The following is a 26,522-nucleotide window of genomic DNA, read 5'->3' on the forward strand; positions in this document are numbered from 1 at the left end:
GGCCGACGCGTTTGCGGGCCCGGCGCTACTGAATCGGCCCTGAAGCCTACATTTCAGGGCAAGGGATCACTCCATTCCCAGCACCTTCTTGACTTCCATTTCGAGCTGAGACGGGTTGCCTTCATGCTGACCGCTCAGGGCGATGATCTGACCGAGTTGCTCTTCGGTCGCGTCCGCCGGAATCTCGACGTTGACTCCGGCACTTTCAAGTTCGCCCTGAGCTTGAGCATGCAAGCCTCCCTGGGCAAATGCAGACATGGCGAGAAGGCCGGAAATTGCGGCCGCAGAAATGAGACGAGTAAACATTGGTCTTCCTCCATATGGACCAGCGCCATCCGTCTGGCACAAAGAGAAATGCAGGTCGCCAAAATAGATGACGCTACGTCATCATGAGCCCCCCACATTAATGGCGCAAGGACAAAGATGCGCTACTTCGCTGCTGAATTTCTTGATTCAGATCAAATTGTTTTGGGAGATTTGACTTTACGGGCCAAGATCTAAATAGAGAGTCGGAGAAACGGCATGAGTTACAACATCCCCTTGATACGGGTCGCCGCGATCGCACCAATCCACAGGTGGCTCGTCGATCGGCAACTCGATGCCAGACCTTTCCTTGAGCGTTCCGGGCTCGGTTGGGTTTCACTTGCCGACCTGCTTCTGCCAATTCCCGTGTCGGGAGCTGTTCGGTTGCTGGTAGACATCGCGCGGGCCGAAGGACCGGACGCGCCATACCGGATGGCCCGTGAACGTGGTGGGTTCGAGATCGGCTTGATCGGAGCGGCTGCACTTCAAGGGCCGACCGTACGTGACGGGTTCCGGCGGCTTTCTCGTCAAATGCCGCTCCATTGTACCCACGAGGTGTTTTCCGTTCAGACCGACGGGGCAAACATTACCATCAACGATGGTTGGACGCTGAGTCTCGGCGACGACGAAGTTCTGCATTATGTGCAGCAGTATGTGGCTGCGTTGGTGGACTCGATTTGCAGCGTCGCAACGGGGCGCGCGCCAAGCGTGACGCGGGTGGGTATGGTGCCGCATCCGCAATTGGGCGTTTCACACCTCCGGCCTTGGCTCGGTGATCGGGTCGTCGGACGTGCGGATCGCCTGCTCGATATCCTCGTAGACAGTGACGTGGCCGATCTGGCTATGCCGGAACACATCCGCGAAAAGGCTGATTCCAGATTTGTTGGCAAGGTCGCGCCGCTGAACGTGGGCAACAGCCTGTCCGGCGACGTGGCCACGCTTGTTGCCAGCATGATGTCGCACCAGAAACCCACAGTCGATGCCTTGGCGGCGACGGCAGGAATGAGCGCGCGCACTTTCCGGCGACGGCTTTCGGAAGAGGGAACCTGTTTTTCCGATATCCTCGAACGAACACGTGCGCTCATAGCTCTCAATAGCCTGCAGACACCAAACCCGCCGTTGCTCCGAGACCTTGCGAGCGAGCTTGGGTATGCCAATCAGGAGACCCTGACCCGAGCGATGCAACGTTGGGCCGGCCACACGCCGACCGCGATCAAGGCCATGCAGAAATAGCGCACGGCACGCGCCCGGTCGCCGTAAGCAAGCCCATGGCACTGATCTCTCATTCGTCCCCGAGAACGGCGCCTAAGGCGTTCCAGCAACTTTGAGCAGCACCGCGAAGACTGGCGGAGCGAAGGCGCCCCCCATGTCAGATAGGAGAGGATCATCGCCCCGCGCTTCCCGACGTGTCACTGCGGCGCGCGAAAGTTTTTCGGCCCGCCCCAGAAAGTCTGCCCTAAATCCGGTGTATACTAGATCGGCGAGGTATGGGCGCGTTCCTGGTGAGAGCGCGGAATACCTTCCGGCGTAATCTTGATATCGAAGCGGGCCTTGTCACAGGCTTGCCAAGTCGGCGTCGGGATCTCAAGAACACTTGCGTAATAGACAGCCGGAACCGAGGGGTCGAAATCCGTGTCGGTCCAGACAGCGCGCAATTCTGGAGCGCCGATCGTGTTGGTCCACGTCGCTTGTTCTACATCCACAGTGTTGCCAACCGGATCGCTGGCGCGTCCGTCAGCCCCGATTTCGCGACCATCCGAGACCGCCAAGTCAGAGATCCGCTCATGGCGCTCGCTGTCGGTATCGACCCAGCCCTTGATGATCTGTTTCCCGTCGAGATTTCCCGACCAGGGATCCTTGAGTGCCCCAACCATGAAGACGGGCGCGTTTACCCCATCGGGCGCGGTGGCAAGGTCACCGCGCATCGGCACTCCCCTCGCATATCCGATCTCGACCACGTCGGGCCGATAGATTTCCTCCTAGGCATGTCGGCAGCGGTCCAGTCGCGACGGTAGAACGATCCGAGGCTAAGGTTCGAGAAGCGCCACAGCCAGACCTTGCGCTGGAAGCCCCAAGGTCGGCTATGCGCAGTTAACTGCCTGTCTATCTGGGTTCACTAGGCGGCGGTTTGGTCCAGCACTCGGTGGTCTACGCGCTCACAGCCAAGGTCCGCTTTCCGAAGCTGGTGAATCTGCTTCAGCGCCTCATGCCCGATGCTGCGTGTTTGCTGGCTTTCGCCCACCGTTTCCGCTGTGCCTCGGCTATCTGCTTTCGCCCTTCCTCCGTCTTCGGGCCCGTCGACATCCCGCCATGGAGCCGGCAGCGCTTCTTACCCGGCTCGGATTTCGCCCTGCATGGCGTGCCTTTCCGCGTTCTGGCGCCGCAGATACGCCTTTGGTTGTTAGCAGAGGTGAGGGTAGAGTCTTTGCTGCCTGAGTACAGGCGGTTGAGGTGTCTGGTCTCCGCCTTTCGGTCCAAGACCCCATGACGCGTGCGCGCGATTGGTGTCCGAAAATCCCGCCACCCAAGTGCATCAGCTATCCGCCCTGTCGCCCAGGAGCGAGTGTCGATCTCGGCTTTGGCCTCCCAGTATTGAACGGTCGTCCGGTCAACGCCTGCACGCTGGGCAAGTTCGCGCTGGCTCCATCCCATCTCTCGCCGCGCATTCTTCAGGTCAGCGCCCGTCATTGCCTGTTCATCCGCCGTTGGCGCGCCGCACGCTTCCAGCAACCTTCGCAACAGAACCTGGCGTCGGCCCGACGGTAGAGCGGGATCGGCTCGTAGCACCAAGCGCACTTCCAGCCGGTCCATCTGATGTTTCGGCTGACGGCCTGCATTCTGGCGATCCGGTTGGCGCGGTTGCCCTGTGCCCATACCTCGCAAGTGATGGTGAAGCCGCCGTTCTCGTGTTCCTCGATGTCGAGGCCGAATGGATCGGGTCCAGGCATCTTGATCTTTCTTTATTGCCAAAGACGGGGCAGGGGATTGAAATCGATTGATCTGCTGAGGGTAATATAATACCACCCTCCGGGTGGAGCAAGATTGGCGACCTTAACTTAGTGGCAGTGGTCGTGACTGCTTGATGCACGTATCCGATCCACCGCGGTTGCATGCACATGTCGCCTTCCTGCGCATTCCTGCCGTTCGTCGATTTCTGGACAAGGCGCGTTGTGAGACCATTGGAGACGTGCGCTGATGCGTAACGAACTCGGCCAATCAAAGCTATGCCGACAGCGGCGCATTAGTCACGTCGAAGGGATGTGCCATGGGCGCAAGTAGGCGGGGCATTTGATCTCCTTCATAGACACCTTTGGAAAACCTATGCACGGTGCCGTCGGAGAAGCGCAACCTGGTCAAAAATTGGAGGAAGCGATGGAAAGGCAATCATCATTACGGCGGTTACTGGCATCTATGACGTTGGGGCTGATACTCGCCCCAACTGGCGTCTTTGCCCAGAACGTCTCGCCCGATGAGGCGCGGGCCATCGCCAAGGACGCTTATATCTTCGGCTACCCGCTGGTAGAGAACTACCGGATTCAATACACCTATTTCGTCGATCAAAGCGGCGCGGAATACAAAGGTCCGTGGAACAAGGTACTAAACACCGCACGACTGTTTACTCCGAAAGACACCACGATCCAGACACCCAATTCTGACACGCCCTATTCGATGCTCGGAGCGGACCTGCGAGTGGAGCCGCTTGTGCTCGGCGTGCCCAAAATCGACGAAAAGCGCTATTTTTCCCTGCAATTCATCGACGCATATACGTTCAACTTTCACTACGTCGGCAGCCGCACTACAGGTAATGGCGGAGGAACCTATCTGCTTGCCGGGCCGAACTGGACCGGCGACACACCCGCGGGCATTGACGACGTGATCCGTTCGGAGACCGATTTCGCCTTTGTCATCTACCGCACCCAACTCATGGGCCCCGACGACCTGGACAACGTGAAGAAGATCCAGGCGGGCTATACGCTTCAACCGCTCTCTGCCTTTCTCGGCCAAACCGCCAAGGATGGCACAGCGGTACCGCTGGAGAAGCCCAACGTTCTTCCTACCAAGGTCACTGTCGACCACCCTGTGACAAAGGCGCTGACGCCGGTCACACAGAAAGACGAAAAAACCGATCCGAAGTTCTTCGAAATTCTCGACCTGACCCTGAAACTGGGCCCGGTGCCTGACGAGGAGAAGGATTTGCGGGCCCGAATGGCCAAGCTCGGCATCGGGACCGAGGCGGGCTTTGATCCCGACAGCTTGTCGCCGGAGGTTCTGAAGGCGGTTCAGGCCGGGATGACGGATGCCTGGGACGCGTTCGACACGTTCAAGAAGGAGCAGATCGACACCGGGAAGGTGACCTCGGCCGACATGTTCGGAACGCGCGAGGAGATCGGCGGAAACTGGATGTACCGCATGGCGGCCGTGATCTTGGGGATCTACGGAAATTCCGCCGAGGAGGCGTTTTACCCGGTACTGCAACTGGATACGGACGGGAATGCTCTTTCGGGGGCCAACGCCTACACAGTGACCTTCCCGAAAGGGCAATTGCCGCCCGTGAATGCGTTCTGGTCGGTGACGATGTACGGCCTGCCGCAAAGTCTGCTGGTGGAGAACCCGATCAATCGCTACCTGGTCAACTCGCCGATGCTGCCGGATCTGAAGATGAACGACGACGGGTCCCTGACAATCTACGTGCAAAACGAGGCACCCGGAAAGGACAAGGAGTCCAACTGGCTGCCCGCGCCCGCCGGGCCGTTCTGGATGGCCATGCGTCTCTACTGGCCCAAGGAAGCGGCGTTAAAGGGAGATTGGAAAGCACCGGGTGTGGAAAAAACGAACTGAAACCTCTGAATTTGCCGCTGCCCCTGCATTCGTCGCGGGCAGCGGACCCGCACCGTGCGTCGTCGGCAACACAAAGGCCACAGTCGTCTCCACGATGCCGCATGACGCGGGAATAACCTGCTTAGAAATGTTACGGAGCGCGCATTTCCCGTTTCAGAGCGCTGACCGCTTTGAGATATTATTCAGTCATCCGAGTGAAACGCTCAGATGGGCGTTGTTGCGCAATTCAGCCCTAAGGCGTGATTTCCCCTTTCCCCGTTGATGTCATTCCACGCGGAGGATCCCGGCGGTGCCGAGGGCGTTGAAGCGGTTCATGAGTGCGATGCGGATGTGGATTTCGGCGGTTTGTCGGTCGGGGTCTCTGGCGGCGATGCGCTCGCCGAAGGATTTCAGGCAACGCATCTTCGCCTCGATCCGGCTGCGGGCGTGATACCCTGTCCAGCGTTTCCAGAAGGCCCGGCCGTAGTGCCGGGTGGCCCGGAGGGTTTCATTTCTTGTGATTGCGGCTGGGCAGTCTTCCTTCCACCACCGACCATTCTTGCGGATCGGGATGATCGGAATCGCGTCGCGCGCGAGGATCGCAGTATGACAGCGTCGCGTGTCATAGGCTCCATCGGCGGTCACGGTGCCGACGTCTTCGTCCTCGGGGATCTGTTCAAGCAGATCCGGTAGGACCGGGCTGTCGCCGTCTCGGCTGGGGGTGAACTCCACTGCCCGGATATCGGATGTGGCGGTGTCCATGGCCAGATGGACCTTACGCCATTGGCGTCGGCCCTGAACACCGTGCTTTCGGGCCTGCCATTCACCGTCACCGAGGAACTTGATCCCCGTGCTGTCGACGAGCAGGTTCAGCGGCCCATCGGCGCGGCGATACGGGATCTGAACGGCCAGGGTCTTCTGGCGGCGGCACAGGGTCGTATAATCCGGGACCGCCCAGTCCAGGCCAGCCAGCCGCAGCAGGCTGGCGACCATTCCGGCAGTCTGCCTGAGTGGCAGCTTGAACAGGACCTTGATCGACAGACAGAACTGGATCGCCGCATCCGAGTAAACCGCAGGGCGACCGGGGCTGCCGTCATGCGGCGCAAGCCAGGTCATCTCCTTGTCCAACCAGATCAACAGTGATCCGCGCTTGCGCAGCGAAGCTGTGTAGCTGGACCAGTTCGTGGTGCGATAGCGGGCGGGTGATGGCTTGCTCATGCCAGCCGTCTAACCGCATGGATTCACGTTGTGAATCCTTCAAGGATAGAGTTCTGCAACAACGCCGCTCAGATGTCCGCAAGGTCGGCAAACTTCCCTTTCAGCGCTGCGCTTTGATCCGCCTCGTCGCCGGGGCGACCATGCCGGTCGCTTCCTGCGCTTTGCGGCCGTTGGCCGGGAGCGGCACTTCGCACGCGCAGCAAGGTTTCCGACCGATGCGAACGGCCCTGAGCAGACATTCGCCAAGATGATCATCGCCGCGGCGCGGCCTCGTCAAAGCCGACGTTCTTTGCGCTGTGCGGCATCGTCCGGCTAGTCGATACCCGCAGTGCGGACAGTCCAGTTGTTCGGCCCGCAGAGGCCAACTGGTGCTCACTGCGCATTGCAGACAATCTCTCGTATCCAAGCTAGGTCCGGAGTGCGGACGAAGCTCCCGGTCTGAGAACCGTCACCTCAATCGACGCTGGCCAGCTGTCGCTCCCGGTGGATGATGTAGAGGCCGGTGGCAACAATGATCGCAGCGCCGGTCCATGTCCATCGGTCTGGCAACTGGTCGAATACCAGCCAACCCCAGAACGTGCTCCAGATTATCAGGCTGTAGTGCATCGGCGCCAGCACGGATGCCTGTGCTATTTCCAGCGACTTGATAATCATAAGCTCGCCCAGTGCCGCGAACACGGCCATGCCGGCCAGCAGCGCCCATTGCAAGTCTGCCTCGGGCATCGTCCAGAAAAAGGGTAATGAAAATGATAGAGCCAGCACGCTCGCAAGCGCAGTATATGCGACAGTGGTGATCGTCTGGTCGCTCGAGGCCAACCGCCTCGACAGCACCTGCCGCACGGCAAAGGCAGACGCCGCGACCAAAACCAACAACACCGCCGGGTGCATGACTCCCATCCCCGGGCGGATCACGATCAGTGTCCCGACGAAACCGATGGCAACGGCGATCCAGCGCTTCAAGCCGACTCGCTCGCCCAGCAGCAACGCCCCCATCGCCGTGACCAGAAATGGGGCGACGAAACTGACCGCTACAGCGTCCGCCAGCGGTACGAATTTCACGGCAAATATGAAACATGTCGCAGATATCACTGCCAACATCCCGCGTGCGATCTGCAGCACAGGATGGCGGGTGCGTAAGATCGACGGCCCCCGTATGGCCAGCGCAATCACCACACCGGAGAGCAACCCAAGTTGACGGAACCAGACGATCTGCACCGGATGGAATGACTCCGTCAGCAGCTTTGCCTGGGCGTCGGCGGCCGAGAATAGCAGAAAGCCAAGCCCCATCAGCAACAGCCCGCGCGTGTTGTTCAACTCGTGTGGATGCTCGTGCGGGCTCAGCGGAGTGGAGTGGCTCGAGGTCAAAGCGATGTCCCGCATTCGGTCTTGCGGGCTGTCATCTCCGCAGAGAGAGGAAAAGGCACGGACCGGAAATCCGAGGCCAACGTAAAGAACCTATCTGAATCGCCGGAACCAGGCGACGCCAAAAATCCGTGAAGCGAACGGAAAAAAGTTCCGCAAGTCTCTCGTTCAGATCGACACATTCGCTGTGGGCGGAATGGAGAATCGCTTTTTGAATTGCCGCGCTGCCAGAGTTCTTGGTCAACGGGATCGCAGCAACGGCAAGCATCTTGAAGAGTTAAGTCCGCTTCGGGCTCACAACGGTCATCTGAGCCTTTTCGTCAGATGACCGCAAGGTCGGCATTCATGCCAAGCACTTCGGCGTACTTGGCCGAACGACAAGGGCCTCTGCACGGTCAACTGAGCGACGAAATCGAATGACCGCTTCTTCAGCGTCTTATCGGTCGATTGGCCATTAACCGGCTTGCGCTCAGCGGGCGCGGCCGATGGGTGCTTCCGGCTTCGGCTGGCCGCACACATTGGCATGAACGATAGATCGCCTGCTGCGGGCTTTTCGTCCATGCATGCCAGGAATCGAGCCGGTCGAGACCGCGGCATCGACTTGTCCAGATCGTGGCATTTGATCAAGCGGCCTCACAATGGCACCGGCGAGGAGAGATCGTCCCGGCATGGCACGCCACGATTGCACTATTGAGCATCATGAAACCCGACGCACCATGGGGCATAGTCACTGTCAGAGGGGCAACGTTGTGTACCGAGCCCTTGGATGGTTTAAGTCGTGAATGAGTCTCCTGCCCCTCTTTGACTTGTGAATTTGGCACCTGCCCCTTGGGTTTTTAGAGGCGAGGTGCAGCGAGTTAATTGATAAACATCCCGGCGTCGCGCTATCTGCGCGGCGCCGGTTTTGTTCGCGGTGCAGAAGAAAGGGGGGGGGGGCAATCCCGGCAGCGCCAAGACCAGCAACCGGTCGCTTCGGTACCTGCATGCATCCGCAATTCAAACATTCGGCGCTCGCTCGGGCTGCCCTTCGACCGTCAGACGAGATTTCTTCTAGTCGAAGGAATGTGGCGCACCGGCGTGACGTGCCCAATGTCCGTACTTCATGCTATGTGCCCATTCGACAGACCTATTGCTTTCGAAATGCGCACCATTTGATGCGCGAGATTGGACCGTGACGGAAGAACAAGCAAAACAAGCGCTCTTGCGGATCGAGCGAGCGCTCGCCAGTGCCAAGCTCAAGCAGTGGGAGCGGAGGTTCCTTACCGACATTCGCCGGAAGCTAACCCAGTCCTGGGGAAGCTCGCGGCTCAGTGCGCGTCAGTTCGCAAAGCTGCATGAGACGCTTTCCAAGTACGATACCCGAGACGGCACTGTGATAGATCTTCGGACAAAGCAGCAAGGCGCAACCAGCAAACACCGTCGTGACGTTGGCCGGCAACGTGGAGGAACCCAGCGGCAGGTAACCACCTTTCCCCCTTGGCGAGACAAATGGCACCGATGGGTTCTGCCTACGGTCGCCGCAAGTGTTGTGGCGCTCTCGGCCTGGCAACTTTTTGACAACGTCAGCGTGGACGGATTGTTCGATGCCGTCTCCGGTGGAAAATTTGCTGCCGGCGTGGATGTTGGAACATCCGTGGTACAGAAGGACGGCGCCGGAATATCCGTCTCGCCCAGGCCAAAGCTTTCCCAGCGGAGAAGTACCCCCAGGCCATCCTCGACGGTTGACCCCTCAGAAATTGGGGTCATCGACGGCGACACAATTCGTTTGGGTTCCGACGGACAGCGGATTCGGCTCGTTGGATTCAATACACCTGAGACGTACGAACCAGTGTGCGCAAAGGGATACGAACTTGGCAAGCAAGCCACTGCGCGCCTGAAAGATCTGCTTACCAACGCCGAGTTCGCGGAAGTCGAATTCGTGCCATGCGCCTGCAAACCCGGGACCCAGGGAACCAACCAGTGCAACTATGGCCGCGCCTGCGCCTACCTAAGGGTGGACGGGAGCGACGTTGGCGACATTCTTGTATCGGAAGGTCTGGCTGCGAGGTTCATCTGCGGTCGCACTTCCTGCCCAAGACTTCCACGGCCATGGTGCAACTAGATAGCTGCCGCCCAACTCAACGACTCCAAGCACTCCAAAGAGCTGGGGGAACAAATGGGGGAACCTACCAATCGCAATCCGATCTAGTCGTTCAATTTCAGTTGGATATCAGGATTGAGTGGCGCGCTGGGGAGGATTCGAACCCCCGACCCCTTGATTCGTAGTCAAGTACTCTATCCAACTGAGCTACCAGCGCGTGAGGCGTTCGTTTAGACTCGGCTGTCGGGCGATGCAAGAGCCAATCGAAGAAAATCACTCCGCGACATCGGCGACCATCGCTACCGCCTTCGGAAGGAAGATCGCGAACGCGGTGCCCTCCGGTCCGGTATGAAGCATGTCGAGCCGGCCGCCATGGCCACGCACGAGGTCTGCGGAGATCGCGAGGCCGAGGCCGGTGCCGCCCTTGCGGGTGCCGCCCTGGAACGCCTGGAACAGGTATTCCCGCGCCTTGGGCGGCAGGCCGGGGCCGGTGTCCTCCACCTTGATCGTCCAGCCCTCGTCCGTCTCGTCGGCAGAGATGCAGATCTCGCCGCCCTTGCCGCTGGCCAGGATCGCTTGCCGGGCATTGCGGATGAGGTTGCTCAGAACCCGGTAGAGTTGCTCCGGGTCGGCGCGCAGGTACATGCCGGCGGGGATATCCTCGCCATAGCTGACGTCCTCGTTGCCGACGGCGAGGCGCTCGCTCTCGACGACGTCGAAGACGAGCGGGGCGAGCTGGATGTGTTGCAGCCGCGGCGCGGGCTCCTCGGCCTTGCCGAACGCCAGCGTCGACTCGCAGAGCGAGACGGCACGGGAGATCGAGTTCACCAGCTTGGGCGCGGCGCGCTGCACGGCCGGGTCCTCGCTGCTTTCCATCCGGTCGGCGAACAATTGCGCGGAGGTCAGGATGTTGCGCAGGTCGTGGCTGATCTTGGCCACCGCCGCCCCGAGCTGGGCGAGCCGCTCCTTCTGGCGCAGGGCCCCGGTCAGCTGGGTCTGCATGGACTGCATCGCCTCCTCGGCCTCCCGCAGCTCGCGCACGCCGGCCCCCGGCGCGATGATCCGGCGCGCGTCCTCGGGCGCGGTCGCATAGCTCTGCATGACATCGACGAGGTGACGGATCGGCGCGACGATCAGGCTGCGCACGGAGAGGAAGAGCAGCAGGGCCGTGACGGCCGAGATCACCGCCGAGAGCAGCAGGATGCGCAGGCCGTAGTCGACCATGGCGCTGCGAAGCTCGCCCGTCATCATGGTGACCTCGATCAGCAGGCCGGCTTGCTGGACCGGGTCGCCGATCACCCGGACGACCTGCGGTTCCGGCTCGAGGATGCAGGCAATGGCATCACGGATCAGTTCCAGCGCGCTGGCATTTCGCAGGTCGTAGGTCGCCTGGATCGGAGCGGGAATGGGCGAGGACAGCACAAGCTGCCGGATCTCGTTGCGGCGGAGAACCACGTTCAGCACCCCGGCGTTCTCCAGCAGCTCGGCTTCAAGCTCCTCGTCCAGCATGTCGTCCGAGGCCAGCACCGCCAGCGAGGCGATCTGCGCCCGCTCCAGGTGCGACAGCAGGAAGTCCTCGCGGAACCGCGCCACCGACGGCACGAAGATCAGCACCTCCGCCAGCATGACGAATGCCACCGTCAGAAGAAGGAAGCGGCCGGAGAGCGAATTGAGGAACATCTGCCTTGAGTGCCTTACGGGACGTGGCGCTGTATGAAGCCCACCACTTTCTTAACCCAAGGACTATCAAACAGACGCGGGGAGAAATAGGCCCCTGCGACGCGCTTGTTGACCTCCGACAGCGTCGGGTAGGGCAGCACCGTATTGGTCAGCGCCTTCATCTTGAGCCCGTTGGCGAGAATCAACGCCCAGGTGCCGATCATTTCCCCGGCCTGCGGGCCCACGATGCCGGCCCCGACCGGGCGCCCCTTGTGGACCATCACCTTGACGAGGCCCGTCGTGCGGCCCTCGGCAATCGCCCTGTCATTCTGGTCGTAGGAGAAGCGGACCACCTCCAGCCCGTCGCCGTGACGGTCCCGGGCCTCGGCCTCGGTCAGGCCGACCTGCGCCAGCTCCGGGTCGGTATAGGTCGCATGCGAAATATGCGCGTCAGACGCCTTGGCGGGCAGGCCGAACAGGATCGAGCGCGCGATCACCCCGGCGTGGTAGTTCGCGACATGGGTGAACTGCTGCCGGCCGGCGACATCGCCGATGGCATAGACGCGCCGGTTGCTGCTGCGCAGGGCGTCATCGACCTTGATGCCCGTCTTGTCGAACGCGACTCCCGCGGCATCCAGGCCCAGCCCCTCCGTCGTGGGGGAGCGCCCCGCCGCGACCAGAAGATGCGTGCCGGTGATCGCCGCCTCGCCGCTGTGCACGGTGATGTTGCCCGCCGATCCGGTGACCTTCTCGACCTTGGTGTCCTCGAGGATCTCGATGCCCTCGGCGCGCAGCCGCTCCAGCGCGATGGCCGCCAGTTCCGGATCTTCCCGCCCGAGGGCGCGCATTGCCTCGATGACGGTCACCCGGCAGCCGAGACGACGGTGGGCCTGGGCCATTTCCAACCCGATCGGCCCGCCTCCGATGATAATCAGGTGCTCCGGCCGTTCGCGCTGCTCGAAGAGCGTCTCGTTGGTGAGGAACGGCACGTCAGCCAGCCCGTCGATGGGCGGCACGAGCGGACGGGACCCGGTCGCCACCACGAAGCGGCGGGCGGTGATGCGGTGCGGGCCGGCCTCGACCTCGCTCTCGGAAACAAAGCGCGCGCGGTCGCGGAGCACGGTCACGCCCAGCCCCTCGAAGCGCTCCTGGCTGTCATGCGGGGCGATGGTTTCGATCGCGCCGCGGACATGGCCCATCGCCACGGCATAGTCGATCTCGGGTTCCACAGGCGTGACACCATAGGCGGCGCCCGAGCGCATGGCATGCGCGTGCTTCGCGGCGGAGATCAGCGCCTTGGACGGCACGCAGCCGAAGTTCAGGCAATCACCGCCCATTTCGCCGGCCTCGATCAATACCACCCGCGCGCCCATCTGGACCGCGCCGGCGGCCAGCGACAGGCCGCCCGACCCGGCGCCGATGATGCAGATATCGGTTTCGATGCGATCCATCGCTCAGTCCTCCTTGCGGCCGCGAACCGCCCGCAGGACGATCGGCAGCGCCGCCAGAACACAGAGGCCAAAGAGAGGCAGCAGGATGTGCGGCTCGAAGATCACGCCGAGATCGGGGGTTTCGCCCGCGGCCAGCACCTCGCCCAGCCCGCTGCCGACCGAGGTATAGACCAGCCCGCCGGGGATGATGCCGAGAAAGGTCGTGATCGCGAACCGGCCGAGCGGCACGCCCACGAGCGCCGGCACGAGGTTGGCGACGAAGAACGGCACCACCGGCACCAGCCGGATCAGGAACAACATTTCCCACTGGTTGGCGTCGATCCCGGCCTTGATCTTGCGGACCTGCCCTTCGGAGGCTTCCATTCGCGCCGCGAGTGCCTCGCCCAACCCGCGACGCGCGGCGAGAAAGATCACGCAGGCGCCGATCGTGGCGCCAAGCACGTTGAAGAGCACGCCCGGAAACAGGCCGAACAGGAAACCGCCGGTCAACGTGGCAACCGTGGCGCCCGGCAGGGAAAAGGCGACGATGACGATATAGACAGCAACGAAGGCAAGCGCCGTGGCCACGAAATGGCTGTCGCGGAAGGCAATCAGCGCCTCGCGGTTCTCGGCGAGGGTCTCGAAGCTCAGGGCATCGCCGAGCAGGAAGGCGCCGGCCACCGCCACGATGGCAATGGCGGCAAGAGGAAGGGCGCGCGTGACATTTGCGCGTCTGGGTTGGGTCGTGTCGCTCGGCATGGGTCTTGGCTTGCTCATGATGTGATCTTGTCATCCCGAACATGAGCTTTGGCACGGAAATGCGACAGAGGGCTCACGCCCGCTTGATGCGCCACCTGCCCTTTCGTGATAAGTCCTGCGTCCCGGTGCGGGTTTTGAAACATCCGGTCTGGAAATCGGCCGCCGAAAAACCTGAATGTTGCAGGCTTTCTGTGAGCAAACCGAATTGACTCGGGTCGCAATCTCGCTTAAGCGCCGGGCTTCGAGATATCAGAGCCTTCGAATCCGTGCCGGATTTGGGCCCAAGCACAAGAACGGAGACGGAGCGATGAAACGCACCTATCAGCCTTCCAACCTGGTTCGCAAGCGCCGCCACGGCTTCCGTGCGCGCATGGCCACCAAGGGTGGTCGCAAGATCCTGAACGCCCGCCGCGCCCGCGGCCGGAAGTCGCTCAGCGCGTGAGCCGGGGGCGGCCACCGATGGCCACCCTGACCAAGCGCAGCGAGTTCCTGGCGGCCGCCCGTGCGGGGCGTGCCGGGACGCCGGGATTTCTGCTTCAGGCGCGCAAGCGCCGCGATGACGAGGCCGATCCGTCGCTTGTGCGGGTCGGCTTTACCTGTTCAAAGAAGGTCGGTAACGCCGTCGCCCGCAACCGCGCCAAGCGCCGCCTGCGGGAGATCGCCCGAGCCGTGCTGCCCGAGGCCGGGCGGCCGGGCTGGGACTACGTGCTGATCGGCAAGGCGGGCGCGACGGCCGACCTGCCGTTCGACGCGCTGCTGGACGATCTGCGAACGGCGCTGGAGCGAGTGCATTCGCCCAGGCCGCGCAAGTCATGAGCCCCGCCGCCTGGATCCTGTCGCTTCCGATCCGCGGCTACCGGCTCATCTTCTCACCCTGGGTCGGATTCAACTGCCGCTATCAGCCCACCTGCTCCGCCTATGCGCTGGAGGCGCTGCGCAAGCATGGCGCGGTCCGCGGAGGCTGGATGGCGCTCCGGCGGATCGCTCGGTGCAACCCTTTCGGCAGCTGCGGCTACGACCCCGTGCCCGGCACCGACCCGGAGCACGACGCCGCCCACCGTCACTGACCGCCGCAGCGCGGCCGTGCCTTCGGCGAGGATCTTTCCAGACAGAAGCAGCCGTCAGGCCTTGCGCCAGTCGAAGAAGCCCGGCCCGGCCCGGTCAAGAAGGCGGGCCGCGATCTCCCGCCCGAGCGCTGCGCCGTCGGCAATCGGCGCGCTGCCGTGATCGGTGAGGCATTCGCTGCCGTCGGGCCGCAGGATCTCGCCCCGCAGGGTCACCTCGCCCCCCGAGAGCTCGGCAAGCCCGGCAATCGGGGTCTCGCAGGAGCCGTCGAGCGCCGCGAGATAGGCGCGCTCGGCTGCCAGCCGTTGGCCGGTCGGCCCGTCGTGGATCGCGTCGAGCAGGGCCGCTGCCGCGCTGTCGTCGGTGCGCCGCTCGATGCCGATTGCCCCCTGCGCGACCGCCGGGAGCATGTCCTCGGCGGCGATCGGCGTACGGCGGACATCGTCCAGCCCGAGCCGGTTCAGGCCCGCGCAGGCGAGAAAGGTCGCCTCGGCCACGCCCTCGGTGAGCTTGCGCATCCGCGTCTGCACGTTGCCGCGGAACTCCACCACCTGCAGATCGGGCCGGCGGAACAGAAGCTGGGCACGACGGCGCAGGGAAGAGGTCCCGACCACCGCGCCCTCCGGCAGATCGCCGAAAGCCTTGCCGTCGAGCGTGACGAAGGCGTCACGGACGTCCTCGCGCGGCAGGTAGCAATCGAGCGTCAGCCCGGTGGGCTGCTCCACCGGCATGTCCTTCATCGAATGGACGGCGATGTCGATCCGGCCGGCGAGCAGGTCCTCCTCGATCTCCTTGGTGAAGAGCCCCTTGCCGCCGATCTCCTTGAGCGGCCGGTCGGCCGCGATCAGCGCCCGGTCGTCGCCCGTCGTCTTGATCACGACGATCTCGAAGGCGGTCTCCGGCAAATCGAAGGCGACGGCGAGCCGGGTGCGGGTCTCGTAGGCCTGCGCAAGGGCGAGCGGGGAGCCGCGGGTGCCGATCCGGAGCGGTCGGTCGGGGGAAGGGAGAGCCTGTGTCATGGGCCGTGCTTAATTGCCGCCCCGCGGACTGACAACTCCCCCGCGACTTGACTTCCCGTCGCAGAGGCCGCACCCAGCGTAGCGCCGACGAGGGAGAGGGCCCGATGACCGAGACCAAGAAACTGCTGCGCTCGCTTGCCGGCGAGGTTCTGCCCACCCCGCCGATCTGGATGATGCGGCAAGCCGGGCGCTACCTTCCGGAGTATCGCGCGACCCGCGCGCTGGCCGGCGATTTCCTGTCGCTGTGCTACAATCCGGACCTCGCCGCCGAAGTCACGCTGCAGCCGATCCGGCGCTACGGCTTCGATGCCGCGATCCTGTTCGCCGACATCCTGCTGGTTCCGCAGGCGCTCGGCGCCGACCTGTGGTTCGTCACCGGCGAAGGGCCGCGGCTGTCCACGGTGACCGGGCAGGCGGAGTTCGACGCGCTCAAGGGCAAGGACGACATCCACGAGGTGCTCTCGCCGGTCTACGAAACCGTGCGGATCCTGTCGCGCGAACTGCCCTCCGAGACCACGCTGATCGGCTTTGCCGGCGCGCCCTGGACGGTGGCGACCTACATGATCGCCGGGCGCGGCACACCGGACCAGGGGCCGGCCCACACGCTGATGGCCGAGAACCAGCCGCTGTTCGATGCGCTGATGGGGCGACTGACCGAGGCGACGATCGAATACCTCTCCGCTCAGGTCGAAGCAGGCGCCGAGGTGCTGAAGCTGTTCGACAGCTGGGCCGGCTCGCTGAAGGGCGAGGCGTTCGACCGCTATGCGCTGGAGCCGGCGAAGAAGATCATCGCCGAACTCAAGGCGCGCCACCCCGACACACCGATCATCGCCTTTCCGCGCGAAGCCGGCGAGCGCTACATCGGATTTGCCAGGGCGACCGGCGCCGATTGCGTGGCGCTCGACAACTCGGTGAGCGCGGACTGGGCCGCCGAACATGTGCAGGTGGATGGCTGCGTGCAGGGCAATCTGGCGCCGACGCACATGGTCACCGGCGGGCAGGCGCTCGTCGACGAGACGCGCCGGATCGTGAAGGCCTTCTCGAAGGGCCCGCACATCTTCAACCTCGGGCACGGGATCACCCCCGATGCCGACCCCGAGAACGTCGCGCTGATGATCGAGACCGTCAGGAACGGCTGATCCGGCCTAGGCCGAACCGGCCTGCCGGATCGCCGCGAGGGACCGCCTCTGCTGCCCGTCGGCATCGAAGTTCTCCGGGGCCAACCAGGCCGCCAGGGCCTCGCGAACCCGGGGCCAGTCGCCGTCGGTGAAGGCGAACCAGGCGGTGTCGCGGTTGCGGCCCTTGTACTGGGCCGCCTGTCGGAAGGTGCCTTCGTAGAGAAACCCCAGGCGTTCGGCGGCCGCCCGCGAGGGCGCGTTGAGCGCATCGCATTTCCACTCGTACCGGCGATAGGCGAGGTCCGTCATGGCGTGGTCGGCCATCAGGAACATCGCCTCGGTCGCCATCGGCGTGCGCTGGACCAGGGGTGAGAAGTTGATGTGCCCGACCTCGACCGAGCCGTTGCCGGGGTCGATCCGCAGATAGCTCGCAAGGCCAAGGCACCGCCCCGCCCCCGCCTCGCGGAGGGTGAAAAACATCGGGTCGTTGCCGAGACAAGTCGCGCGCATCCAGTCCGCCAGCGCCTCGGCGCTGTCGAAGGGTCCGTAGGGCAGATAGGTCCAGATCCGGTGGTCGGCGCTGGTGGCGAAGGCCTCGAACAGGCTGGCGGCATGCACCTCCGGATCTGCCGGTTCGAGGGTGCAGAACCGCCCCTGCATCGGGGCCCTGTGCGGACGCGGCCGTGGCAGGGCCACGTCGAGCGGCCAGCCGATGGGCTGACCGAGCGCGTTGGTCCGCGGCTCCCGCCTCAGTGCCATTTCGCGACCGGCGGAAGGGACATCAGCACCGCGTTGGCGTCGTGCCCGGTGGCGAGACCGAACTTGGTGCCTCGGTCGTAGACGAGGTTGTACTCCGCATAGAGCCCGCGGTGGACGAGCTGCGCTTCCTTGTCGACGTCGGTCCAGGGCTGGTTCCGCCGCCGTTCCGTCACCGGCAGGAAGGCGGGCAGGAAGGCCTCTCCCACCGCCCGCGTGAAGGCGAAATCGGCCTCCCAGTCGCCGGTGTTCAGGTCGTCGTAAAAGATCCCGCCGACACCGCGCGCCCTGCCCCGGTGCGGAACGAAGAAATACTCGTCGGCCCAGGCCTTGAATCGTTCGTAGTAGTCGGAAGAATGCGCATCGCAGGCGGTCTTGAGCGCCGCGTGGAAGGCGGCGGTGTCCTCGTCATACTCGATGCAGGGGTTGAGGTCCGCACCGCCGCCGAACCACCAGGCGTGCGGCGTCCAGAACATCCGCGTGTTCATGTGGACGGCCGGCGTGTGCGGGTTCTGCATATGGGCCACAAGGCTGATACCGGAGGCCCAGAAACTCGGGTCGGTCTCGATCCCCGGCACGCCGCGGGCCGCCATCGCCTTCTGCGCCGCTTCTCCAAGCTTGCCGTAGACGGTCGAGACATTGACGCCGACCTTCTCGAAGACCCGGCCGCCACGCATGACGCTCATCAGCCCTCCACCCGCGTCGCCACCGTCGTCGGAGGCGCGTTTCGTCTCGGTCACCTCGAACCGCCCGGCCGGCAGGCCGGCCATCGGACCCTCGGCCTGGCTGTCCTCCAGCGCCTCGAAGGCGGCAACGATCCGGTCGCGCAGCTCGCGGAACCAGGCAGAGGCACGCGCCTTTTCCGTGTCGAATGGCTGGGTCATGTCAGGCTCTCCCTCGCAGATCATCGGAGCGCTAGCAGTTTTGCCGAGAACGGGCCAGCCCCGGAGGCGATTGGCGCGGCCATGCAGGGGGTCTAAGCTTCTGATATGCGACACCTGATTCTCCTGCTTGCCCTACCCGCGCTCGTGGCCTGCGCGCCGACACGGCAGACCTGCCTCAAAGCCGCGACCCAGGATGTGGCCGTGGTCGACCGGCTGATCCTCGAGACGCAGGAGAACCTGTCGCGCGGCTACGCGCTGGATCGCGAAGCCTATGTGACCAGTACGGTGGACCTGTGCGTCGGCAGCGGCAGGGTCGGCTATGGCCGCGGGATGGGCGTCGGCTGGAGTTACTGCAACACGCCGACGACGCGTTACCGCGACCGGCCTGTCGCGATCGACCGCGCCGCCGAGCAGCGCAAGCTGAAGGAATTGCAGCAGACCCGCGCCCGGCTGGTCAAGGAATCGGAAGCAGCACTCCAGCAGTGCAACCTCCGCTATCCGGCCGGCTGACCGTCGAAACGCTCGCCGCGGGCTAGTGGGCCGGGGCCGAGACCGGATCGAGAAGCGTGCGGCCGCCGTCCACGGTCATGATCTGGCCGGTCATGAAGGCCGCCGCGTCCGAGGCCAGGAACTGCGCGGCCTCGGCCACTTCGCCCGGCTTCGCGATGCGGTGCATCGGCGTATGATCGCGGATGTTCGTCCGGTAATCGGCGTTCTGCTTGAGCGCGCCCTTCAGGCTGTTGGACAACACCGAGCCGAAGGAAACGCCATTCACCCGGATCCGGTGCGGCGCCAGCGCCACCGCGAGCGAACGGGTCATCTGGTCGAGCGCCGCGGTCGAGACGGAGTAGCCCAGTAGCTCGGGATGGGTACGCCGCGCGGCGATGGAGGAGAGATTGATGATCGAGCCGATGGTGCTGGGCAACTCGTCCGGCTCCAGATCCTCCACCTGTTTGATCATCCGCTTCGACACTGCCTGGCTGAGTCGCAGCGAGGTCATCAGGTTCTGTTCGAGCAACATCTGCACGGCGTCATTGTCCGGGTCCAGCGGGTCGGATGGCACCATCTGGCGGCAGGCGTTGACGAGGATGTCGACCCGCTCGAAGGCGTCGATCGTGGCCGAGAGCAGGTTGGCAATGGTCAGCCGCTCCCGCAGGTCGCCGGCAAAGGCGCGCGCGGTGCCGCGGCCGCCGTCGCCATTGGCCTCGCCCAGCTCGTCGCAGAGCCGGCCTTCGTCCATGTCGGCGAACATCACGTTCGCCCCCTGGTCGACGAAATGCCGGGCGATGGCGAGCCCGACGCCGTTGGCGGCGCCGGTGACAATGGCGGTCTTTCCTTCGATCGAGAAGCTCATGGGAAGTCCTGGTGGTCCTTGCCTCGGGGGCGTGGGGGGATGTTAGCCGAAGTCAGCGCCGCGAGCGCGTGGCGGATTGCCCCTGCGGGCGGCGCGCGGCGAAAAGCTTGAAGGACGGCGGCCCGGCAAGCTCCCGGGTCTCGCGGAAGGCGGCCTGCAGCGGCGCCTCGTAGGGAAGATGTCGGTTGGCGACCATCCAGAGCGTGCCATGGGGCGCGAGCAACCGGGCGGCGCTGGCGATGAAGGCCGCGCCGAGGGAGGGGTCGGCCTCGCGGCCCTTGTGGAACGGCGGGTTCATCACGACGTGGTCGAACGCCCCGGCGTCGGTCCAGGTGGTGGCATCGGCCCAGTGAAACTGCGCGCGCTCGTCACGAATGTTCATGCGGGCGGCTTCGAGGGCGGCGTGCTCCGCCTCGACCAGGGCGCATTCGGTGACGCCGCGCCGCTCGAGGACGTGGAAGGCGAGATAACCCCAGCCGGCGCCGAGGTCGGCCACGCGGCCGGGCAGCTTCTCGGGCAGCGCCTCGGCCAGCGCGACGGAGGCCGGATCCGGCCCGTCGGCGGAAAAGACGCCGGGCGCGGTGACCCATCCGCTCGGCAGGGTCTGGACCAGCGGCAGGTCCCAGTCGGCGAAGGTGCCGGGGGCGGCCTGGAACTGGAACACCTTTCCATGGGCCTTGGCGAAGGGCGCCGAGACCTCGGCCCGGGCGCGGATCTCGCGCAGCAGGGAATCGATGCCGTCGGTCTTCTGCCCGTCGACGATCACCGAGCCGCCCTGCGCGCTCGCGCGGGCCACCAGCGCCCGGGCCTCGGCCTTGGCGCGCGGCACCATCACGAGGGCGGCGGCGAAATCCTCGGGCGCGGCGGTTCCGACCCGGTAGCCGCGTTGCAGCCAGGCGTCGTGGTCCGGACGGCTGCCCTGCACGATCTGCACCCGTTCCCGCGGCAGCGCCGAGAGATCGGCGGTCTCGCGCGGGCGGAACACGGCAATCGTCCCGGAGGGCGGCAGGTGGATGGCTCCGGACTGGAGCGCGAGGCTGAGGCGGCTATCGGACATGGGCGGCAGGTTCTAGCCTGCCCGGCAAGCCGCGTCACGCGAAAAATGCGCCGATGGGCTCCCGCCGGCCCGCACGTCATCGGAGATGACGTCCGGCCCGTTGGGCCCGGCCGCGCGCTGCGCGCGCGGCAGCCTGCCCGGACCGGCACGCCGGGCGTCGCTGCGCCGCAGCGTTCGAATGCTGCAAACGCAAATGATTCGAATGGTTTACTGGCGTCAAAACGGTTGCTTTGTGGCACTTCGGCAGTAATCTTTCCCGGGCGGACAGGAGGAGGAACCTGCGGGGAGGGAGGTGGCCGGCGACGCCGGAACCCGGTTGGACGAGATGGCGGATCTGCCGCGCGCCCGGGCCCAAGTGGGGCCGGTGTGGCGCAAGAACCGAGACGCCAAAGACATTTCAGGGACCCGCGCGACCTTTTGCTTCGACGATTTCAGCGCCCGTCAGACGGCCACCACCCGCAAAGCGGGGCGCAGCTGACGCGGCATCGACATTGAACGGATGCGGGGAAAGAGCCCGCATCGGCCAGGGAGGACAAGAATGGCGAACGTGAAACTCACGGTGAACGGGCGCGCGGTCAGCCGCGACGTGCCCGACACCACCCTGCTCTCCGAATTCCTGCGGGAGACTCTACGCCTCACCGGCACCCACGTGGGCTGCGACACCAGCCAGTGCGGGGCCTGCGTGGTGCATGTCAACGGGAAGGCGATGAAGAGTTGCACGGTGCTCGCCGCCGCGATTTCCGGGGGCGAGGTGACGACGGTCGAGGGGCTGGCCAACGGCAGCCTGCACCCGATGCAGACCGCCTTCAACGACAATCACGGGCTCCAGTGCGGCTTCTGCACGCCGGGCATGATCATGACCGGGGTCGACATGGTGAACCGCTACAAGGCGGCGGGCCGGGAACTGACCGAGGAGGCGATCCGCCACGAGCTGGAAGGCAATATCTGCCGCTGCACCGGCTACCACAACATCGTGAAATCCATTCAGGACGCCGCCGCCAAGATGTGAGCGGCCGGCCCGCGGGGCATGGCTCACGCGGCAGACACTGAATCCAGGGAGGAATTCCATGAGCGAAGGAATCGGCGCGCGCGTCAAGCGCAAGGAAGACAAGCGCTTCATCACCGGCAAGGGCAAGTACACCGACGACATCCGGATGGAGAACCAGGCCTACGCGGCCTTCGTCCGCAGCCCCCACGCCCACGCCCGGGTGCTGGGCATCGACACCTCGGCGGCGGAGGCGATGGAGGGCGTCGTCGCCGTGCTGAACGGCCAGCAGCTGACCGGGGATGGCATCGGCAACATCATCTGCGGCTGGGCGATCACCAGCAAGGACGGCAGCCCGATGAACATGGGCGCGTGGTCGGCGCTGGCGACGGAGAAGGTGCGTTATGTGGGCGACGCGGTGGCGGTGGTCATCGCCGACAGCCAGTCGCAGGCGCGCCTGGCCGCGGAGGCCGTGGAGGTCGAGTACGAGGAACTGCCCGTGCTGGTCTCGACCCGCGATGCGCTGGCCGATGGCGCGGCGCAGATCCACGACAACGCGCCCGGCAACCTGATCTACGACTGGGAGATCGGCGACGCCGCCGCGACCGACGCGGCGCTTGCCGGTTCGGCCCATGTCACCGAAATGGAGATCACCAACAACCGCCTCTCGCCCAACCCGATGGAGCCCCGCTCCGCCGTGGCCATCTATGACGAGGCGGAAGAGCATTACACGCTCTATACCACCAGCCAGAACCCGCATGTGGCGCGGCTGGTGCTCTCGGCCTTCTACAACGTCGCGCCCGAGCACAAGCTGCGGGTCATCGCGCCCGACGTGGGCGGCGGCTTCGGATCCAAGATCTACATCTACCCCGAGGAGATCACCTGCCTCTGGGCCTCGATGAAGACCGGCCGTTCGGTCAAGTGGACCTCGGACCGCTCGGAAGCCTTCCTGACCGACGCCCACGGGCGCGATCACGTCAGCACGGCGAAAATGGGCTTCGATGCGAACGGCAGGATCACCGGCTTCAAGGTCGACACGATCGCCAACTTCGGCGCCTACATGTCGCTCTTTTCCAGCGCGGTGCCGACCTATCTCTACGCCACCCTGCTGTCGGGGCAGTACAATATCTCCAACATCCACTGCAACGTGCGGGCGGTCTATACCAACACCGTGCCGGTCGACGCCTACCGCGGCGCGGGACGGCCGGAAGCGTGCTACCTGATCGAACGGATGATGGAGACGGCCGCTCGGGAGATGGGCAAGGATCCCGCGGAGCTGCGGCGGGCCAACTTCATCACCCAGTTCCCGCATGAGACGCCGGTCATCATGACCTACGACGCCGGCGATTTCGGCGGCAACCTCGACAAGGCGATGGCCGCGGCCGACGTCGCGGGCTTCGCGGCGCGGAAGGCGGAGGCCGCCGCGCGCGGCAAGCTCCGGGGGCTGGGATACTCGGCCTATATCGAGGCCTGCGGGATCGCGCCGTCGCAGGCGGTCGGCTCGCTCGGGGCCGGTGTGGGGCTCTGGGAATCGGCCGAGGTCCGGGTGAACCCCGTCGGCACGGTCGAGATCCTCACCGGTTCGCACAGCCACGGCCAGGGCCACGAGACGACCTTTGCCCAGATCGTCGCCGACCGCTTCGGCATCCCGATCGACAATGTGCAGGTCGTACATGGCGACACCGACAAGGTGCAGTTCGGCATGGGCACCTACGGCTCGCGTTCGGGCGCTGTCGGCATGTCGGCCATCGTCAAGGCGATGGACAAGGTCGAGGCCAAGGTGAAGAAGATCGCCGCCCACACGCTGGAAGCCAGCGAGGACGACATCGTCATCGAGGGCGGCGCGGTCAAGGTCGCCGGCACTGACAAGCAGATGTTGTGGCACGAGGTCGGACTTGCCGCCTACACCGCGCACAACCTTCCCGACGGCATGGAGCCGGGCCTCAAGGAGGGCGCCTTCTACGACCCGGTGAACTTCACCTTCCCCGCCGGTGTCTACATTGCCGAGGTCGAGGTGGACCCGGAGACCGGCGTCACAAAGATCGTGCAGTTTACCGCCGCCGACGATTTCGGCACGATCATCAACCCGATGATCGTCGAGGGGCAGGTGCACGGCGGCATCGCGCAGGGCGTGGGCCAGGCGATGCTGGAGAACGTCAGCTACGACGCCGACGGGCAGCTCCTGACCGGGTCCTACATGGACTATTGCATGCCGCGCGCGGACGACCTGCCGAGCTATACGCTTGAGCACAACACGACGGTCTGTCCGAACAACCCGCTCGGCATCAAGGGCTGCGGCGAGGCCGGCGCCATCGGCTCGCCGCCGGCGGTGATCAACGCCATCACCGATGCCATCGGCACCAACGACCTGCAGATGCCCGCAACCCCGCAGGCGGTCTGGCGTGCCATCCAGGCGGCCAAATCGCCCATGGCGGCCGAGTAAGGGAGGAGACGAGATGTATCCGACGACCTACCACAAGCCCGAAACGCTCGAGACCGCTGTCGCCATGCTGCAGGGGTCCGAGGAAGGCAAGATCATCGCCGGAGGGCACACGCTGCTGCCGACGATGAAGAACCACCTCGCGGCCCCGACCGACGTGGTCGACATCCGCGGGATCGCGGCCCTGCACGGGATCTCCGACGACAGCGGCACGCTGGTGATCGGCGCCACCACGACCCATGCCGAGGTGGCCGGAAGCGCCGTGGTCGCGGCCGCTTGCCCGGCGCTCGCCTGCCTTGCCGCCGGGATCGGCGATCCGGCGGTGCGCCATGCCGGCACGATCGGCGGCTCGCTCGCCAACAACGACCCGGCGGCGGATTATCCGGCGGCGGTGCTCGCCCTTGGCGCCACGATTGTCACCAACCAGCGGGAGATCGCGGCCGACGAGTTCTTCGACGGCATGTTCGCGACGACGTTGGAGGAGAGCGAGATCATCACCGCGGTCCGCTTCCCGGCCTGCGAGGCGGCGGGGTATTCCAAGTTCCCCAACCCGGCCTCGCGCTACGCCATGGTCGGCGTCTTTGTGGCGAAGACAAATGGCGGTGTGCGCGTCGCCGTCACCGGCGCGGGCGAGGACGGGGTGTTCCGCCACGACGGGCTGGAGGCGGCGCTCTCGGCCAGCTTCTCGCCCGAGGCGGTGGACGGGGTCCCGGTCAGCCCGGACGGGCTTCTTACCGACCTGCACGGCGACGCCACCTACCGGGCCAACCTGGTCAAGGTGATGGCGAAACGGGCGGTCCTCGCCTCGGCCTGACCCGTCCCGATCACACGGAATGAGGGAGCCGGCCCGGCCACGGGCCGGCTCCTTTCCATTGCGCCTCCCCGGCAGCCATTCCGGCCGCTGCCTCGACAGAAAGCCGCTTATGCGGCAGACTGCTGGTATCAAACGAGATTCTTGACGAGCCCACGCCCGGCGGCGCGGGCAGGCATGCGATGTGGAACCGGGTACTCGATACATCCCTGCGCCGTCTCGTGGGCACCGGCACGCTCACGGTCGTGGATGCGGAAGGCAGCGCGCGCACCTATGGCGCGGGTGACGCGCCGCAGGTCACCGTGCACCTGAAGGATCCGGACCTGGCGCAGAAGCTGCTCCGGAACCCGGATCTCGCCCTGGGAGAGGCCTACATGGACGGCCGTCTGACGATCGAGGGGGACGACCTGCCGGGCTTCATGGAGCTGCTGCTGATGAACCGGGGAGACGGCCGGACGATCCCGGCGATCCAGGCCAACCTCGCGCTGCGGCAGATGCTGCGCCGGGCGGCACAGACCAACCCCCTGCCCCGCGCCCAGGCCAACGTGGCGCATCACTACGACATCTCGCAGGCGCTTTACGATCTCTTCCTCGACGCGGACCTCAACTATTCCTGCGCCTATTTCAGACACCCCGACGACACGCTGGAAACGGCGCAGGCGCAGAAGAAGGCCCATATCGCCGCCAAGCTCCGCCTCGAGCCGGACATGCGGGTCTTCGACATCGGCTGCGGCTGGGGCGGCATGGCGCTGACGCTAGCGCGCGACCACGGCGCGCGGGTGCTCGGCGTGACGCTGTCGGAAGAGCAGCACCGGGTCGCGAGCCGGCGGGTGCAGGAGGCGGGGCTTGCTGAGCGGATCGAGCTGCGGCTAGCCGACTACCGGACCGTGACCGGCAGCTTCGACCGGGTCGTCTCGGTCGGCATGTTCGAGCACGTGGGCGTGCCACATTACCGAGAGTACTTCTCCCATGTGCGGGACCGTCTGACCGAGGAAGGGGTGGCGCTGATCCACACCATCGGGCGCTACACGCCGCCCGGATCGACCAGCCCCTGGATCACCAAGTACATCTTCCCCGGCGGCTACGTGCCCGCGCTGTCCGAGGTGATGGCGGCTGTGGAAAGGGAGCGGCTCTGGACCACCGATGTGGAGGTCTGGCGCCTGCATTATGCCGAGACGCTGCTGAAATGGCGGGAGCGTTTCGAGGCCAATATCGACGCGGTGCGCGAGATGTTCGACGAGCGGTTCTGCCGGATGTGGCGCTATTATCTCGTGGCCTCCGAGATGTCCTTCCGCCACTACAACCAGGTTGTGTTCCAGCTCCAGCTCGCGCGCCGGCAGGACGCCGTGCCGCTGACGCGGGACTATCTTTACCGCTGATCCGGAAACGAAAAAGGGCCGCCCC

At 64.8% G+C, this 26,522-nt stretch carries 26 protein-coding genes and 1 tRNA gene; 13 read left to right on the forward strand and 14 right to left on the reverse strand.

Annotated features, from left to right (window positions below):
- Positions 1-66: 66 nt before the first annotated feature.
- A complete protein-coding gene (locus tag CHB86_RS11690) occupies positions 67-306 on the reverse strand; it encodes a hypothetical protein (RefSeq protein ID WP_089233237.1) in 240 nt (79 codons plus the stop codon).
- Between the two features lie 216 nt (positions 307-522).
- Between CHB86_RS11690 and CHB86_RS11695 the strand changes: the two genes are divergently transcribed.
- On the forward strand, positions 523-1,536 hold the full coding sequence (locus CHB86_RS11695) for an AraC family transcriptional regulator (protein WP_089233238.1): 1,014 nt from the start codon (positions 523-525) through the stop codon (positions 1,534-1,536).
- 239 nt (positions 1,537-1,775) lie between these two features.
- Here CHB86_RS11695 and CHB86_RS11700 read toward each other — a convergent pair whose 3' ends face one another.
- Both CHB86_RS11700 and CHB86_RS25225 read right to left on the reverse strand, forming a co-directional pair.
- The gene (locus tag CHB86_RS11700) at positions 1,776-2,276 is read right to left on the reverse strand and encodes a DUF3604 domain-containing protein (protein WP_342747467.1); all 501 of its coding nucleotides are present in this window, start codon (positions 2,274-2,276) and stop codon (positions 1,776-1,778) included.
- A 223-nt stretch (positions 2,277-2,499) separates the two neighbouring features.
- Positions 2,500-3,177 (reverse strand): HGGxSTG domain-containing protein, encoded by a 678-nt coding sequence (locus CHB86_RS25225; protein WP_089233240.1) that lies wholly within the window; start codon positions 3,175-3,177, stop codon positions 2,500-2,502.
- Between the two features lie 447 nt (positions 3,178-3,624).
- Between CHB86_RS25225 and CHB86_RS11710 the strand changes: the two genes are divergently transcribed.
- Positions 3,625-5,142, forward strand: coding sequence for a DUF1254 domain-containing protein (locus CHB86_RS11710; RefSeq protein WP_217898300.1), 1,518 nt, complete (start codon positions 3,625-3,627; stop codon positions 5,140-5,142).
- 264 nt (positions 5,143-5,406) lie between these two features.
- Here CHB86_RS11710 and CHB86_RS11715 read toward each other — a convergent pair whose 3' ends face one another.
- Positions 5,407-6,339: an IS5 family transposase gene (locus CHB86_RS11715; RefSeq protein ID WP_089233242.1), complete on the reverse strand. Its 933-nt coding sequence runs from the start codon at positions 6,337-6,339 to the stop codon at positions 5,407-5,409.
- A 453-nt stretch (positions 6,340-6,792) separates the two neighbouring features.
- Complete coding sequence (locus CHB86_RS11720) at positions 6,793-7,719, reverse strand: DMT family transporter (protein WP_245837919.1); 927 nt, start codon at positions 7,717-7,719, stop codon at positions 6,793-6,795.
- Between the two features lie 1,153 nt (positions 7,720-8,872).
- Between CHB86_RS11720 and CHB86_RS11725 the strand changes: the two genes are divergently transcribed.
- Positions 8,873-9,802: a thermonuclease family protein gene (locus CHB86_RS11725; RefSeq protein ID WP_176442860.1), complete on the forward strand. Its 930-nt coding sequence runs from the start codon at positions 8,873-8,875 to the stop codon at positions 9,800-9,802.
- A gap of 119 nt (positions 9,803-9,921) precedes the next feature.
- On the opposite strand, the gene CHB86_RS11730 is transcribed toward CHB86_RS11725, so the two are convergent.
- The 4 genes from CHB86_RS11730 to CHB86_RS11745 all read right to left on the reverse strand — a co-directional run bounded on the left by CHB86_RS11730 (position 9,922) and on the right by CHB86_RS11745 (position 13,647).
- Positions 9,922-9,998, reverse strand: a tRNA-Arg gene (locus CHB86_RS11730).
- Positions 9,999-10,054: 56 nt separating this feature from the next.
- Complete coding sequence (locus CHB86_RS11735; RefSeq protein WP_089233244.1) at positions 10,055-11,461, reverse strand: sensor histidine kinase; 1,407 nt, start codon at positions 11,459-11,461, stop codon at positions 10,055-10,057.
- Between the two features lie 14 nt (positions 11,462-11,475).
- The gene (locus CHB86_RS11740; protein ID WP_089233245.1) at positions 11,476-12,891 is read right to left on the reverse strand and encodes a dihydrolipoyl dehydrogenase family protein; all 1,416 of its coding nucleotides are present in this window, start codon (positions 12,889-12,891) and stop codon (positions 11,476-11,478) included.
- 3 nt (positions 12,892-12,894) lie between these two features.
- Complete coding sequence (locus tag CHB86_RS11745; protein WP_089233246.1) at positions 12,895-13,647, reverse strand: TVP38/TMEM64 family protein; 753 nt, start codon at positions 13,645-13,647, stop codon at positions 12,895-12,897.
- Positions 13,648-13,936: 289 nt separating this feature from the next.
- On the opposite strand from CHB86_RS11745, the gene rpmH reads away from it, so the two are divergent.
- From rpmH to yidD, 3 genes are read left to right on the forward strand one after another with little or no spacing between them, the layout of a single operon-like run.
- The gene (gene rpmH / locus CHB86_RS11750) at positions 13,937-14,071 is read left to right on the forward strand and encodes a 50S ribosomal protein L34 (RefSeq protein WP_089233247.1); all 135 of its coding nucleotides are present in this window, start codon (positions 13,937-13,939) and stop codon (positions 14,069-14,071) included.
- Between the two features lie 17 nt (positions 14,072-14,088).
- Entirely contained in the window at positions 14,089-14,445 is a 357-nt protein-coding gene (gene rnpA / locus CHB86_RS11755) for a ribonuclease P protein component (RefSeq protein WP_089233248.1), read from the forward strand.
- Positions 14,442-14,696 (forward strand): membrane protein insertion efficiency factor YidD, encoded by a 255-nt coding sequence (yidD, locus tag CHB86_RS11760; protein ID WP_089233249.1) that lies wholly within the window; start codon positions 14,442-14,444, stop codon positions 14,694-14,696. The genes rnpA and yidD overlap by 4 nt, the downstream gene beginning before the upstream one ends.
- 54 nt (positions 14,697-14,750) lie before the next feature.
- Here the strand turns inward: yidD and hemC are convergent, their stop codons facing one another.
- Positions 14,751-15,713: a hydroxymethylbilane synthase gene (hemC, locus tag CHB86_RS11765; protein WP_089233250.1), complete on the reverse strand. Its 963-nt coding sequence runs from the start codon at positions 15,711-15,713 to the stop codon at positions 14,751-14,753.
- A gap of 104 nt (positions 15,714-15,817) precedes the next feature.
- Between hemC and hemE the strand changes: the two genes are divergently transcribed.
- On the forward strand, positions 15,818-16,852 hold the full coding sequence (hemE, locus tag CHB86_RS11770; RefSeq protein WP_089233251.1) for a uroporphyrinogen decarboxylase: 1,035 nt from the start codon (positions 15,818-15,820) through the stop codon (positions 16,850-16,852).
- 6 nt (positions 16,853-16,858) lie between these two features.
- Here the strand turns inward: hemE and CHB86_RS11775 are convergent, their stop codons facing one another.
- Positions 16,859-17,590, reverse strand: coding sequence for a GNAT family N-acetyltransferase (locus CHB86_RS11775; protein ID WP_089233252.1), 732 nt, complete (start codon positions 17,588-17,590; stop codon positions 16,859-16,861).
- The gene (gene hemF / locus CHB86_RS11780; protein WP_089233253.1) at positions 17,581-18,471 is read right to left on the reverse strand and encodes an oxygen-dependent coproporphyrinogen oxidase; all 891 of its coding nucleotides are present in this window, start codon (positions 18,469-18,471) and stop codon (positions 17,581-17,583) included. The genes CHB86_RS11775 and hemF overlap by 10 nt, the downstream gene beginning before the upstream one ends.
- 105 nt (positions 18,472-18,576) lie before the next feature.
- On the opposite strand from hemF, the gene CHB86_RS11785 reads away from it, so the two are divergent.
- Positions 18,577-18,981: a hypothetical protein gene (locus tag CHB86_RS11785; protein WP_089233254.1), complete on the forward strand. Its 405-nt coding sequence runs from the start codon at positions 18,577-18,579 to the stop codon at positions 18,979-18,981.
- Positions 18,982-19,003: 22 nt separating this feature from the next.
- On the opposite strand, the gene CHB86_RS11790 is transcribed toward CHB86_RS11785, so the two are convergent.
- On the reverse strand, positions 19,004-19,825 hold the full coding sequence (locus CHB86_RS11790) for an SDR family NAD(P)-dependent oxidoreductase (protein WP_089233255.1): 822 nt from the start codon (positions 19,823-19,825) through the stop codon (positions 19,004-19,006).
- A gap of 52 nt (positions 19,826-19,877) precedes the next feature.
- Positions 19,878-20,882, reverse strand: a complete 1,005-nt coding sequence (locus tag CHB86_RS11795; protein WP_089233256.1) for a class I SAM-dependent methyltransferase — start codon at positions 20,880-20,882, stop codon at positions 19,878-19,880.
- A 292-nt stretch (positions 20,883-21,174) separates the two neighbouring features.
- Here CHB86_RS11795 and CHB86_RS11800 point away from each other — a divergent pair, with 292 nt between their 5' ends.
- The 5 genes from CHB86_RS11800 (at position 21,175) to CHB86_RS11820 (ending at position 26,497) form a co-directional block, all read left to right on the forward strand.
- Positions 21,175-21,360, forward strand: coding sequence for a hypothetical protein (locus CHB86_RS11800; RefSeq protein WP_089233257.1), 186 nt, complete (start codon positions 21,175-21,177; stop codon positions 21,358-21,360).
- Between the two features lie 60 nt (positions 21,361-21,420).
- Positions 21,421-21,891 carry a (2Fe-2S)-binding protein gene (locus tag CHB86_RS11805; RefSeq protein ID WP_089233258.1) on the forward strand — a complete coding sequence of 157 codons (471 nt, stop codon included), beginning with the start codon at positions 21,421-21,423 and terminating at the stop codon, positions 21,889-21,891.
- Between the two features lie 58 nt (positions 21,892-21,949).
- Positions 21,950-24,310, forward strand: coding sequence for a xanthine dehydrogenase family protein molybdopterin-binding subunit (locus CHB86_RS11810; protein WP_089233259.1), 2,361 nt, complete (start codon positions 21,950-21,952; stop codon positions 24,308-24,310).
- A 13-nt stretch (positions 24,311-24,323) separates the two neighbouring features.
- Entirely contained in the window at positions 24,324-25,121 is a 798-nt protein-coding gene (locus tag CHB86_RS11815; protein WP_089233260.1) for an FAD binding domain-containing protein, read from the forward strand.
- A 179-nt stretch (positions 25,122-25,300) separates the two neighbouring features.
- Positions 25,301-26,497: a class I SAM-dependent methyltransferase gene (locus CHB86_RS11820; protein WP_089233261.1), complete on the forward strand. Its 1,197-nt coding sequence runs from the start codon at positions 25,301-25,303 to the stop codon at positions 26,495-26,497.
- The last annotated feature ends 25 nt before the right edge of the window (positions 26,498-26,522 follow it).

This window comes from Tropicimonas sediminicola (assembly GCF_900188335.1).
Classification (GTDB): Bacteria; Pseudomonadota; Alphaproteobacteria; order Rhodobacterales; family Rhodobacteraceae; genus Tropicimonas; species Tropicimonas sediminicola.